The sequence below is a fragment of the Marinobacterium sediminicola genome (genome assembly GCF_022343685.1).
Classification (GTDB): domain Bacteria; phylum Pseudomonadota; class Gammaproteobacteria; order Pseudomonadales; family Balneatricaceae; genus Marinobacterium; species Marinobacterium sediminicola.
The window spans coordinates 1741941-1754734 of sequence record NZ_CP092123.1; the positions used below are offsets into that span (position 1 = coordinate 1741941).

General features: G+C 49.5%; 11 protein-coding genes. 7 read left to right on the plus strand and 4 right to left on the minus strand.

All coding sequences use genetic code 11. From position 1 onward, the window contains the following. Window positions 1–34 precede the first annotated feature (34 nt). From zorA to LN244_RS08025, 7 genes are all read left to right on the plus strand, one after another. On the plus strand, window positions 35–2071 hold the full coding sequence (zorA, locus tag LN244_RS07995) for an anti-phage ZorAB system protein ZorA (protein WP_239042308.1): 2037 nt from the start codon (window positions 35–37) through the stop codon (window positions 2069–2071). A 14-nt stretch (window positions 2072–2085) separates the two neighbouring features. Further along, window positions 2086–2961, plus strand: coding sequence for a hypothetical protein (locus LN244_RS08000; RefSeq protein ID WP_239042309.1), 876 nt, complete (start codon window positions 2086–2088; stop codon window positions 2959–2961). Next, window positions 2958–4586 carry an EH signature domain-containing protein gene (locus LN244_RS08005; protein WP_239042310.1) on the plus strand — a complete coding sequence of 543 codons (1629 nt, stop codon included), beginning with the start codon at window positions 2958–2960 and terminating at the stop codon, window positions 4584–4586. Before LN244_RS08000 ends, LN244_RS08005 begins: the two co-directional genes overlap by 4 nt. A gap of 23 nt (window positions 4587–4609) precedes the next feature. Then, window positions 4610–7591 carry a DEAD/DEAH box helicase gene (locus LN244_RS08010; protein ID WP_239042311.1) on the plus strand — a complete coding sequence of 994 codons (2982 nt, stop codon included), beginning with the start codon at window positions 4610–4612 and terminating at the stop codon, window positions 7589–7591. 191 nt (window positions 7592–7782) lie between these two features. Further along, window positions 7783–8349, plus strand: coding sequence for an NYN domain-containing protein (locus LN244_RS08015; RefSeq protein WP_239042312.1), 567 nt, complete (start codon window positions 7783–7785; stop codon window positions 8347–8349). A gap of 30 nt (window positions 8350–8379) precedes the next feature. Then, window positions 8380–9512 (plus strand): IS3 family transposase gene (locus tag LN244_RS08020; RefSeq protein WP_239042305.1). Its coding sequence is split into 2 segments (ribosomal slippage): window positions 8380–8638 and window positions 8638–9512, totalling 1134 coding nucleotides; the frame shifts between segments, so codons are not numbered across the junction. A 47-nt stretch (window positions 9513–9559) separates the two neighbouring features. Continuing rightward, a complete protein-coding gene (locus LN244_RS08025; protein WP_239042313.1) occupies window positions 9560–9778 on the plus strand; it encodes an OST-HTH/LOTUS domain-containing protein in 219 nt (72 codons plus the stop codon). Between the two features lie 715 nt (window positions 9779–10493). Here LN244_RS08025 and LN244_RS08030 read toward each other — a convergent pair. From LN244_RS08030 to LN244_RS08045, 4 genes are all read right to left on the minus strand, one after another. Further along, a complete protein-coding gene (locus LN244_RS08030; protein ID WP_239042314.1) occupies window positions 10494–10790 on the minus strand; it encodes a hypothetical protein in 297 nt (98 codons plus the stop codon). Window positions 10791–10843: 53 nt separating this feature from the next. After that, window positions 10844–11518 carry a response regulator gene (locus tag LN244_RS08035; protein ID WP_239042315.1) on the minus strand — a complete coding sequence of 225 codons (675 nt, stop codon included), beginning with the start codon at window positions 11516–11518 and terminating at the stop codon, window positions 10844–10846. 95 nt (window positions 11519–11613) lie between these two features. Beyond that, on the minus strand, window positions 11614–12051 hold the full coding sequence (locus LN244_RS08040; protein ID WP_239042316.1) for a response regulator: 438 nt from the start codon (window positions 12049–12051) through the stop codon (window positions 11614–11616). A 53-nt stretch (window positions 12052–12104) separates the two neighbouring features. Continuing rightward, on the minus strand, window positions 12105–12764 hold the full coding sequence (locus LN244_RS08045; RefSeq protein ID WP_239042317.1) for a DNA-binding protein: 660 nt from the start codon (window positions 12762–12764) through the stop codon (window positions 12105–12107). Window positions 12765–12794: the final 30 nt, after the last annotated feature.

Below are 12794 nucleotides of genomic sequence, written 5' to 3' on the forward strand. Positions count from 1 at the left end.
GCTAGTAATCGTACTAACTGCATTGAGAATTTAGATGTCTATTTTTAACGACACACTAATTAGCTTTTTCCACCTCGAGAATATTGGTCTGTTTCTAGCCTTTGCGCTTATCGGCCTCGGAGTTCTTGTCATTCTTTGGATGTTTACCCGTTACAGGCGCATCCGGAATGCATTAACTCAGTTCAAAGGGATTGTTAGCGAGAGCAATGACACTCATAGCTTTACGGAAGGCTACGAAACCTATCGGAGCAAAGTCGTTGAGATTCCAGGGGTCCGCCATGCCTGGATGGAGTTCGAAGAGACCCTGATCCCCCCTTTAGACGACATTGATGATCCCAACTACCGTGTCTACCGCAATACCAAACGCCCGAGTGACTATTTTTCCACTACAGCCATACACCATTTTCAGCTTCGGCCACTTATTCAGCCGCATACCTTTGTCGGACTCGGGTTGCTTTTCACTTTTCTAGGGTTGGTTGCCGCACTCACAGAGACTGGCGCTGCCTTTGCGAACGCAAATGCAGATGAGCTGCAAAAAGCACTCAAAAGCCTTCTCGAAATAGCCGGAACTAAATTCTGGGCATCCGTGGGCGGCCTGCTTACTTCGATTCTGGTGGGCGCAGCTGTTTCTGGTTTTAGCGCCAGCATACGTAAGAGCCTACATATCATTTGTGACTTGTTAGAGGAACGGCTGCTCTACGCTAACCATGAACGGATTGCTGTCGACCAATATGGTCACTCCCAACGTCAGACCCGACGTCTCGAAGAGATGTCTACCGAGATCACCGTTGCGCTCGGTAACCGAATCAGCGATGCAATCTCAGAGCTTCCCCCAATGCTTTCAAGTTCACTGGGGGAAACGATGCAGCCCATTACAGAAGAGCTTACAAAAGTGACCGATAAACTCGGTAACGAGAACCTCTCTGCTATTGAGAAAATGACAGATAGCTTTGCCAATAAGATAACCGGCTCCAGCGGCGAAGCGATGAATAGTGTCACCATCCAACTGGAAGCGTTAGTAAAAACACTCGAGTCAACGGCATCACAGTTGAGCGGCGGTGGAAACAATCTAACAACTGGGCTCGAGCAAGCAATAGCTGGTATCAACTCGACCATGATGGAGGTTGCTAAGCAACTGAAGGAAACCACTTCTCAGGCAGGCGATCAATTCAAAACTGACGCAGGTGAGGCATCTTCTGGACTCAAGGAGGTGATTTCGGAAATGCGGGCCCAGCAGCAGGCTAGCGTTGAGCAGATGCACGCCATGACCCAGGCCCTGAACGACATGAGCACAAAGGTGTCGCGTTCAGTGGAAGAACTCATAGAGCGTTCAGGCACTGAGCTAAGTGAATCTATTAAGGGGAGTGTTAAGGGCACGTCTGAAACGGTTGAAAACGCTTTGCGGTCACTTGGTGATGTCATTGAGGGAAGAGTCACCACCGCGACAAAGACAGCACAAAATTCGTTTACCAGTTCATTTGCTTCATTACAGCAGCAGCTCAATGATACCAGTGAAGGTTTGACCACCAGTATTAATGGCTGGCGCACCCACCTCAACGAGATATCGACACGTTTCGAAACGATTTCAGGTCAGTTGGCGCAGCAGGTTGGTGCTATTTCTAATGTAAATGAGCAAATAGGGCGATCTGGTCTTAACTTCCAGCAGTCTGCGCGAGCAGTACAAGAGGCATCAGCCCCATTAACCCAGGCTTCACGCCAACTGGACCAATCCATGACTCAGATGTCTGGACTAATAGAGTCAACACTAAACGAAACACGTACCGCATCAGCAGCAATGGAGGAGCACATTAAAATCATGGCCGGCTCTGTCGCCGCTCTTCAGTCTGCATGGGAACGTAATGGCCAACACCTGACAAACGTAGATACTGAACTGGAGAATGCTTTCCGCCAAGTATCTAAACACCTAAGTGATAGTTTGAGCCAACTCAGTTCCTTTGCGAGCGAGCTCGACACCAATCTATCGGAAAGCGTCGGCAAACTCAGCGGATTCGTTCTTGAAGTCAGCGAACTTGTCGAAGAGCTGAGTGAATCGCAGCGGCCTCGTCACTGAGTGAGTGTGTAGATATGGATCAGCAGGGGCACGATGGCAACTACTTCATTTCGATGACTGACATGATGGTGGGGGTGTTGTTCGTCTTCATCATTATCGTGTCTTATTTCGTTATGGAGCTGCAAAAGACGGTCGAGAATAATGACGTTATCTCACGAACTGCGCACGAAAGAATTGTCGAGCGGAAAGACAAAGAGATAGCCCTTCTAAAGGAAGAGATAGAAAAGCTTAAGCGAAAATCCTGGGAGCTCTATGCCGCAGCGGCAAATAACAAACGAAGTGAAATCATTCAGTCAATTTCGCAGAAGCTCGAGCAGCAGGGCATTAAGGTCAATGTAGACTTGGAAGTGGGTGTCATCAGGCTCGAAGGGGACGGGCTGTTTAACCAGACAAGCTCGAACCTGAGTGAGCGGGTAGGTGCCGTTGAACTCATTAATCAGTTATCAGGGGCACTGTACGATAGCATCAGGTGTTACGGCCTTCACAAAGAAGAGGGGCTAAAACCATCACTCCCTGAAGATTTCGAATCCTGCAACCCGGACCAGGTCTTCATAGAAGCCGTGTATGTAGAAGGACACTCTGATTCAGACCGCCTACGCGGTACGCTTAAAGACGGTAGTCGCAACAATTTAGAGCTGAGTGCTCGAAGAGCAACGAATACCTATGCCCAGATGGTCTCTTTTACACCATCACTCACGAAGATCGTAAACCCGTTTGACCAGCAGGCATTAAGTACCGCCGCGTACGGCTCGCAGCGCCCGATTAAAGAGGGATATTCAACCGCTGCGAAAGCAGCGAACCGCCGCATAGATTTGCGTTTTGTGATGTATCTACCAAAGGATGAAGCAGCCCGGGCTAGCCTGCAATCAAGGATAGAGCGTCTGCAATGAGCGTAAAAGAACTGTTAGACACTTTCGATCCATCGATACGCTTCTCAATTCACCTGCCATCGAAAAGCAGGTTGAAGCAGGCCTCCATCAAGCTCGAGAGAGATCTTGATGTGCAGTCTACGAGTGTTTCTATTCCTGATCAACTCATCAAGGAGACTGCATCTCTTGTATCAGAGGGGCAGACCAGCCGAATTCCACAGCGGACCCTTCGCCTGTTCTGTGTTGCAGGCTTAGCCAGTTTTTGTGACATTAGCGAAGCAAAAGGGGCGGTTCAAAATCTTCTTGGAGAAGTTGAAAAACGCGCAAAGAGATCGCTTTTGAGAGCGCTATTGAATGGTTATCTGCAAATCGCAGACTTGGACTATGTCTGGACCGGTGCCATTAGACGTTTCCTCAAAAGACATAGCGACGAACTGCCAGAACGCTGGCGCCAGCGTTGCGAAGACTATGGGCTGCTTGATGAATCCCCCTGCCGGTCGCTTGTTTATTCCTTTAAGGCGGTTGACGTAAATTTCGATCGTCAATTGCATGAGGCTGGGGTTACTGGGTCACTCTACACAAATGGTATCGGCGCATGCGTACTGAGCGCGATATGTGACGAGTTGAGCCAAGGAGAGTGGCTAACTGAAGCAAAGGCAGAGGAGCTATTAGCCCGCTTTCTGTTTTACTTGGCACCACAAGACAAACTCTTGTTTTTGGGTAGCAAGAACCAGGTAAAGATAGTCCGTGCCTTACTGACGCCCTGCCTAGATGGAGGGGTTAGCCAACAACTGACGCGGCGTATCCAGCATTTCTTGTTGACTGCATACTCTGATCCTCGAGTAAACCCGGGTAAGTGGGGCCAGGTTCCAACTGAGTTGGTCGAGCTATTAAAACGTTGGCTTACGAAGCAAGCCATGGGCTTGTTGATCGAGGTGCTAAATAAAACGGCGGATGACCACCACTGGGACTCCAGACACGACTTCTGGAATTACTATCTGGACAACGATCTGGTCGATGAAGCGTGGGTGGCTTTTGGACCCAATGCCTACCAGCAGGCGACAGATCTGATTCGTTTTGATAGTGATTTTGTGGCCGGGACCTTTGCACAGTTAGTAAAAGGTGCAGGGCAGATTCAAGCTAATCACTCTGTTTTACTCATGCGGATTGATAGTGTTGTGATCGCCGAGTGGACCCACAATGGTATGGTTCGTCTGTGGGACAGGGTGGGTACTGGTAGTCCGCCTTTCTACCGTTCTGTTTATAAATCTGAAGTATTGAGAGGCTCAGCAGGTAACCCACCACAAGATGAGCACAGGCATGATCAACATGGTAGCTGGAAGAATAAGGTTGCGGCCTTCATACAAGCCCGAACAGGTATAAAACACGGTGCGGTTAAAACCTCCACGCATCCCGGGTCCAAAAAGCCTTCTGCCAGTACGAACCGGACCTCGGCGGCTCAGTATCATGCTGTACCCAGCACCACCTCAGGACGGACAGGCAATAGGGGGGCGATCTCCGGGGGGCCTACTACTGGCACCTGTAAATCGTGTGGCAAAACTAAGCCTGCATCTGAGTTTTATTTGTCCCGAAAAAGGCCCGGGCAGCTGACAGTTTTCTGCAAGCAATGCTCCGCCAAAAAATAATAGCGATTTAAGAACGACTTACCATGGCCAAACATGAACTGAAGTACGACCCTGCGCCCGGAGGTATCTACCTTTACCTCACTGAGCAAAAAAGAACGCTGCTTTTGAAGCAAGTGTCGGAAAGGCTCAATGTCGAAAAGTGGGACATTTGCGACGATCTACATTCGCTCAGTGGACTTGCCAAGCTTGCCGCTTTAACGGTGGATCACACCGATAAAACGCTTGATGAGGAGAAAGCCGTCACCGTTCTGCCAGACGGTGATGGGTACTTTATTCCGCACGCTATTGTTGCTGAATTTACCGAAGCTCAGGCTTTATCCTTAGGGCTACCCTCGTCAGTTCCTTTCCAACTTAGGATTGAGACAAACGGCCCTCTTCTTGAGCCAACGACTCACATCAAAGCTCGCTGGTATTCGTCTGGGCGTCAGGTGCAGGCAGAGAAGGTGGGTGCGATTTTGGAAGTCGGCCCCGCCCATTACCGTATACCTGAGCCCCTGTTTTCGTCTTTAGATGCTATCGAGCAGTTCAATACAGCAGATGCAAAGTCGGTTGATGACCGTCTAGAAGCATTGGCGGGAATGTCGGCGCTTTTCCATGGTGAGGCGCGAGACATTGTACATCTGGAAAAAACACTTAAAGACTTGCGCATTAGTCATGCTACAGCGTTTGGGCTGGACTTAAAGCCCGGGTCTGATGGGATTACTTTCGATCCGCTGCTCTTTGGGCAAGAGGTTATAGAAGAGGCAGAGATTACGGGTGAACAGATTAGCGACACATCACATCTGCTGACCGAAAAGCAACAGGAGCGGTTTGCCAGCAGTTTGTTTAAGCAGAGCGACAAGGCAAAACCGAGCTATGTAATTGAACGCGGGACCTATCTCTACATTGACCCATCGTTACGGCCGGCTCTCGAGATAGTAAGAGAGCAACAGCAGGCTGATGCTGCCAGCCGCCGAAATTTCGCAAAAAATCCCTCTGGATACGTTAAGGATCGACTGTTAGGCGAGAATGCTGATGATCCAGAACTGACCGAAGCTTTAGAGAAGTTATTTGTTGAAACTACAGGGTTCTCTGACCGAGTACGAGAGTTAGGGCTTTGGGTACCCAAGGCTATTCCCTGGCTGCAACGTCAACCGAATAGCTGGTTACCCGAAAGTTTTGGACTGAAAATCGGCGATAAGCTTTTTAAGGTTGACGAGAAAGACTTAGATCACTGCCTGGCGTCGGTTAATCAAGCTATAACCAACCAACAGCCAGAAGCTGTATTCCCTGATGGAACCACCGTTCCAGCCTCTGAAGACACGAGATTAGCCTTGGAGTCCCTCCGGGCTGAGCTTCAGCGCAGGACAACAGAGGTTTCAGCAGCAGGCATACTAGACGAACCGGAAGTCCTGCCTGATGAACCGGATCATAAGCCCCTCAAACATGTCCTCATCGTAGAAGAAAACGTCGAAGAAGTTTCATATCTGAAGAGTTATGCGGACCGTTGCGCGTTTTTAACACCCGAAATACCTCAATTACTGAAAAATCCACCGAAACCTCACCAGGTTGAGGGTATAGGCTGGCTTCAAGAGTGCTGGTGCAAAGGGTTTCCAGGAGCTTTATTAGCTGATGATATGGGGTTGGGTAAGACATTCCAAACCTTGGGCTTCATTTCTTGGTTGCAGCAGAAGCGTCAACAGTTAGGCCTACCGAGGCAGCCTGTCTTGATCGTTGCACCGACTAGTCTTCTTAATAACTGGCTTGACGAAGAGACGATGCATCTACACGAGCCAGGTCTTGGTGAACCAGGATTACTTTTCGGCAAAGAACTGAAGATGTTCAAGGGGATGAAGGGTAGTAATGACGTAAAGGAAGGAACAAACACGCTTAAGCTTGCCTCGTTGGCATCTTGCGACTGGCTCCTGACCACTTACGAAACGCTGCGTGACTATCAAATCTCGTTAGGGATGTTACCACTAGCCTGCGTCGTATTCGACGAGATTCAAAGGGTCAAAAACCCGAAATCCCTGACGACTAATGCCTCAAAATCGCTAAATGCAGACTTCACACTAGGCTTGACGGGTACCCCAGTCGAAAACAGTCTTGCAGATCTTTGGTGCATTTTGGATACGCTGTTTCCAGGGTTAATGGGTGATTTGAAGTCGTTTATGAGCGATTACCCTGAGGATGATCATGAAGCACTTGGTAAGCTACGAGCCACTTTGATGGACCGAGCTACAGAAACACCAGCCCCAATGCTACGAAGGTTAAAGCTCGACATCTTGGCCGACTTGCCAGCCAAAACCCAGCATGTACTTGATGAACCGATGCACGGATACCAGGCGGAATGCTACGACACGTTAATCAAGCAAGTAAAAAGAGAAGAGGTAGCGAAAGGTCTTAAACTACTACACCATATGCGCGGCATTTCATTGCATCCTCATGCGCCTGACAGTGCTGCTAGTAACGAAGCTGATAATTACATCGCTGAATCAGCCAGGCTTCGTACGGTGTTCAAGATCCTCGACCAAGTTGCTTCAAGAAATGAAAAAGTGCTCATCTTTGTTGAGTCCCTTTCGATGCAGGAATGGCTATCGTTTGTGATCAAGCAGCGGTACAAGCTCAAACGTCTTCCACCTAGGATTTATGGGGAGACCCCATCCGCCGAACGCAAGCGCCTCGTTGATCGCTTTCAAGAACGCAAAGATGTCTTTGGAGTTATGTTGTTGTCCCCAAAAGCGGGGGGGGTAGGACTGACTATTACGGCTGCAACGCACGTCATACACCTTTCCCGTTGGTGGAATCCGGCTGTCGAGGATCAATGTACCGACCGAGCTTATCGAATAGGGCAGGAGAGAGAGGTCAACGTGTACATTCCAAGGGCAATACATCCACTTTACGGTGATGGTAGCTTTGACGCGATTCTGCATGACCTGCTGGAGCGGAAGCGTACGCTCTCCCGCAATATGCTGATTCCAATGGAAAGTAAAGGCGATATCGACGAGTTTTTTAGCAAGCTCTAAAGTTGGAATTTAACGATGGTATTGTCGTTGGTTATACCTGGCTTACTCACTTCAGGGTATAAAGACGACTGTCCCATGTTCGGTGTGCATAGAGCACCAATTCGACACTTAACAAAGCTGAAGGGACGACTGACCCTCATGCACCAATGGTATCTCGTTGGGCTGATTCAATTTCAAGGATGAGATAAGTGATGGCTAATGGCACACTTAAAGTAGCAGAAACTGAAAACCCTCTAGCTGTATTGATTGATGCTGACAATGCGAACCCCAACATAGTCGATGGCCTGCTGAGCGAAATCGCAAAACTGGGGGTAGCAAGCGTCAAGCGCATCTATGGGGATTGGACAATACCAAACCTCAATGGTTGGAAGTTGGTTCTCCTGGAGCATTCGATTCAACCCATCCAACAGTTTCGCTACACGACTGGTAAAAACGCGACCGATAGCGCGATGATCATCGACGCCATGGACTTACTGTACACGGGGCCGTTCAAAGGATTCTGCATTGTATCCAGTGATAGTGACTTTACCCGTTTAGCCTCCCGGCTAAGGGAAGCAGGTAAGGTTGTTTACGGCTTTGGTGAGATGAAAACACCAAAGCCGTTCGTCGCCGCGTGTGATCGTTTCATTTACACCGAGGTATTTACGCCTCAACACTCAGGCTCAGATAACGAAGAGGTTTCATCGGAAGCAGCACTATCTAAACAGACATCAAAGGAGTTGACCTGCTCCCCACTTTCTAAACCAGCAAGCTCTTAGTAATGTTCATCACAGAGAAGGAAGATGAACATGAAGAAGCGATTCACTGAAGAACAGATCATCCCGATCCTGAAAGAAGCGGAAGCAGGCCTGCCAGTCAAAGAGCTGTGTCGGAAGTACAGTATCTCCGACGCCACGTTTTATACGTGGCGTAAAAAGTACGGTGGCATGGAGGTTTCAGAGGCCCGCCGGCTGAAGGCGCTAGAAGATGAGAATGCTCGACTGAAGAAGCTTCTGGCGGAGTCGATGCTCGATACCGAGGCCTTGAAGGCGGCGTTGAACCGAAAGTATTAACCGTCGGGAACAAGCGCGAGGCCGTGCACACGATGCGATCTGAAACAGCAATATCGGAACGCAGGGCCTGTTCACTCGTCGGGTTATGCCGCGCCACACAGCGCTATGAGCCTCGCTACTCCGCCGAGAATGATGCGTTAGCCGAACGGATCCGGGAGCTCGCGTTGGAGCGGCGCCGATTTGGCTATCGGCGCGTCCATCAGCTCTTGCGTCGGGAAGGCATCGAAGTGAACCACAAGAAGGTCTATCGGTTATACCGGCAGGCTGGGTTAGCCGTTCGCAAGCGTAAACGCCGCAAAGGCATAATGCTGGAACGTCAGCCACTGACGCTGCCCGATCGACCCAACCAGACCTGGTCTATGGATTTTGTCATGGATTCACTCTCGAATGGCCGACGCATTAAGTGTCTGACAATCGTGGATGACTTCACGAAAGAGTGCCTGGACATACCGGTTGCACTGGGCATATCAGGTGAACAGGTCTGTCGCTCACTCGATGCTATAGCGGCGTTCAGAGGCTATCCGAGCGCTGTCAGAACGGACCAAGGGCCGGAGTTTACTGGTAAAGCACTGGATCAGTGGGCCTATGAGAATAAGGTGGAACTGATGCTGATACAGCCTGGAAAGCCGATGCAAAACGGGTATATCGAAAGCTTTAATGGCAAGTTCCGGGATGAATGTCTGAATGAGCACTGGTTTGGGGATTTGGCTCAGGCCCGGCGGCTCATCAGTGAATGGCGAGTCGATTATAATGAACAACGACCGCACTCATCACTGGGCTACCAGACCCCGTTGGAGTTCGCATCTGCGTTCCGGAAGCAGGAAATAGACTCAACAACCAACAACATTACTAGAAGCCGGTTGGATTAAATGTTGGGGGCAGGTCAGAGTTACGTGGGAACACGAAGCTTCTTCTAATGATTCGCACTGGCATTGACGCTGCGTCTGATGACAATGGTTGGGCCCACCTTGGTTTTGTAGGTAACTACATTGCAAAGGCCAGTCCTGACTTTGATCCTCGTAACTATGGTTACAAGAAACTAAGTGATTTAGTAGAGGCAATTGGCCTCTTTGAAATCCAATGGGATGGGAAAGTGGTCTTAATCCGTGATGCTAGAAAAAATGGCTCTCGGTAAGTCAGTTTGCATCAAGGAGCGTGAGCTGTATGGGAAAGATATTTCCTTGTCGTGTTGACCAATCCCTTGGAGGGCGTTGTACACCATACTACTGGAACATGAACTCCCTAGGTATTTTTTGCCTTTTCGACTTTGCTATCAAATGAGAGCTCTTTGACCTGATTATAGTCTGCCAACACTATGGGAAATCAAGTTTTTAAAAAATGTCAGTGTACAGTCTCAGTGCCGATAACGTGATTTATCGGCATACCTGTATATGCGCATCACAATTCGTATGTTCAATCTGCGTTTACCGCTGGTTTCGTGCATATGCCTGTGTAGACCCATGAAGCAGAATTCAGCCCGAAACCGGAATCGACCTCAAAGCTGAAATGACCCAATGATAGCCAAAGCCTCTGGCTATCAGGGCTACAGCACATTCTACGAATTCCGATTTGGTGTGAACTAATTCACTTTTAAATCGGAACTGACACGTGTCTTGCTTCTGATAAATGGCGCTGAAGCGCCTATACCTATATTCGTATAATGTATATTATGTTAAATTTGATAACGGACAATAAGGTTCAAGCTCACCCAGGACTGCTTGCATCATCCTCTTCTATGAATCATTTGCTCTTTTATGCGCGCCACACAACTAAGCAACCCATCGATCTGCTTGAGTAGCTCGATCGAATTTTTCTCGGCTGCCAGTACTGTGATATGGGACTCTGCTTGGCTAAGCCCTGTACACTTCCACAGGGCTGTCCAGATAGTTACAAATCAGTCCGGGGTGCAGTTCTACCAACTCTCGAGTAAGTTCCGACTGCACCACGAACATCTGGTGACATGGAGATTGATCAGTCTTGGCAAGAACCTCATAAAGGCGACCTCGGGTCAGTACTTTATGATTGTGGTCGATCAGATCGGCTTCAATCTGAACCAAACTGCCTATCGGGATTGCCTTCCATAGCTGATGGGATTCCAACACCATCTCTGTCCCGATGTCGATGAATTCGGGGCCGAGTGAACACATGGAAGATCACCTGCTGCTACTGGGTCTGTATCCAGTATAGCGCATGCCGAAAATCAGGCCTGTATGATGCCGATGCGCAATGCCAGGTGAATAATTTCGGAACCGTTGTTGAGCTTGAGCTTGCGCAAGATGTTTGCACGGTGTGCATGCACTGTTTTTGGGCTCAGGAAGACAGTCTCGGCAATGGTATTCACGCTACGACCTTCGGCCAGTAATGTGAAGATTTCGAGTTCACGTCGTGTCAGCTGGGAAATCGGAGAAGACTCCACACCCCCTTCCGCATCCTGTGAAATCTGTTCGCTTACTGAGGGAGAAAAGTACGTGCGCCCGGCATAAACCTCGCGAACTGCGTGTACCAGCTCATTCTGGGCGCAACGCTTGGTGACATAACCTTTTACACCGGCTTCGGCTACTCGCAAGGGATAAGGACTGGCCTCCCAGATGGTCAGCACCAGTATGCGGGCCTCAGGATCTCCCAGCATGATGCGTTTGATAGCATCAAGCCCCCCCGTCGTTGAAGATGCTTCCGGGGTGTCTTGATCAGCAGGCATTGCCAGATCCATTACCACGACATCGGGCTTGACGCGCCGGTACAGATCAACTGCCTGACTGCCATTTTCAGCTTCTGCCACAATTTCCATATCTGCCTCTTTGAGCAGCATGTGCTGAAAACCTGCTCTTACGATCGAGTGGTCATCTACCAGCAGAATACGGATCTTGTTGTTCATGTCGGGGCCTCTTGCATCACACGCGGGAAAGATTAACAGATTCGGACTGACGCGACATTGTGACTGCACTACCTTTTGGTCTAGTTGCTTTTGGCCTAGTTGCCTCTGTATTCGGCACCCCGATACACACCACATGTATCCAGATCGACGGCTTCTGCAGACAAGCCACTTCCGTCATCAAGATGAGCGGGCACAGCAACCAGATCATCACTGAACCCGATCAATCTAATACCCTCTTTCTCGCAATGTGCAAGCACCTTCTCCAGTGCCTTGAGAACAGCTTCCTGTCGATCGTTAAACCGGTCCGTCTTTTGATTATCGCGCCGCTTTCGACTGGTTACCGAACGCAAAACATAATCCGAGTCGTCCAATAATTGCACAGTCAGGCCTGGCAGCTTTTCACGAACCAGGATTGCCTTGGCAACCTCGAACAGACCGGCATCAGTACAGCTGATTACATCGCCATAGCGACATGCTTTCAGGCGTTCTGTAACGTCTTTTACCTTGGTGCTAGGCTCTAGGTAAAACTCCATATAAACAATACCCTGCGGGTTTATTGGAAGGCAGTTTATTAAGTGTTGCAGAGTCAGTTGCGCGCCTTGTATGCCGCATTTTCCTTACTGAGCTGGTCGTTCTGACGCCTCAGTCGCTGAAGCTCCTCTTCCTGAATACGCGTCTGTACCTTTAGCTCGATAATGGCTTCATCGTGCATGCCCTGATGGCTGCTTAGCTTCTTGAGTTGCTTTATTTCATGCAGCGCCCGGTCTCTTTCCATGCTGAGCCTGATGTGCTGTTCCTCTGCCTCCAGGAGACGTTTCTCAAGCATGTGTTTCTCATCAGCCAAACGTTCGCAACGCTCCAGTAACCGCGCATTCTGCTTTTGTGCCTCCAGCAATGCAGCTTCCCCGCCAGATCTCTGCGTCTCGGCAGCCTGCTTCAACTCAGCCTGTTGCCGCTCGATTTCGGCTCTTTGCTGATTGAAGCGGTGTTCTGCGTACGCCAGAGCACGATTCCATGTCTGGTTTGCCAGTTGAACCACCGGCTCGGGGAGTTCAGGGTGCTCGTTTCGTCGTTGTACACGCTCAGCGAGAGTATGCCACCAATCATTCAACGCGCGATTGATTGTTGTCAGGCTACCGGTACCAAGGCGTTCACGTACATTCTGCTGCGTGGGGCGTATGCCCTCCTCAAGCAGCTTATCTGCAATTTCTATCGCTCTGCTGTGGGTGTCATTTTTTCTGGTCATAAAGTACCGGATATGTATTGATAATACGTA

What these genes read in the sequence shown, in the direction of transcription:
- LN244_RS08045 (WP_239042317.1), bottom strand. Translation starts at nt 12,764, where the DNA reads ATGACCAGAAAAAATGACACCCACAGCAGAGCGATAGAAATTGCAGAT.
- LN244_RS08000 (WP_239042309.1), top strand. Translation starts at nt 2,086, where the DNA reads ATGGATCAGCAGGGGCACGATGGCAACTACTTCATTTCGATGACTGAC.
- LN244_RS08010 (WP_239042311.1), top strand. Translation starts at nt 4,610, where the DNA reads ATGGCCAAACATGAACTGAAGTACGACCCTGCGCCCGGAGGTATCTAC.
- zorA (WP_239042308.1), top strand. Translation starts at nt 35, where the DNA reads ATGTCTATTTTTAACGACACACTAATTAGCTTTTTCCACCTCGAGAAT.
- LN244_RS08025 (WP_239042313.1), top strand. Translation starts at nt 9,560, where the DNA reads ATGATTCGCACTGGCATTGACGCTGCGTCTGATGACAATGGTTGGGCC.
- LN244_RS08040 (WP_239042316.1), bottom strand. Translation starts at nt 12,051, where the DNA reads ATGGAGTTTTACCTAGAGCCTAGCACCAAGGTAAAAGACGTTACAGAA.
- LN244_RS08035 (WP_239042315.1), bottom strand. Translation starts at nt 11,518, where the DNA reads ATGAACAACAAGATCCGTATTCTGCTGGTAGATGACCACTCGATCGTA.
- LN244_RS08015 (WP_239042312.1), top strand. Translation starts at nt 7,783, where the DNA reads ATGGCTAATGGCACACTTAAAGTAGCAGAAACTGAAAACCCTCTAGCT.
- LN244_RS08030 (WP_239042314.1), bottom strand. Translation starts at nt 10,790, where the DNA reads ATGTGTTCACTCGGCCCCGAATTCATCGACATCGGGACAGAGATGGTG.
- LN244_RS08005 (WP_239042310.1), top strand. Translation starts at nt 2,958, where the DNA reads ATGAGCGTAAAAGAACTGTTAGACACTTTCGATCCATCGATACGCTTC.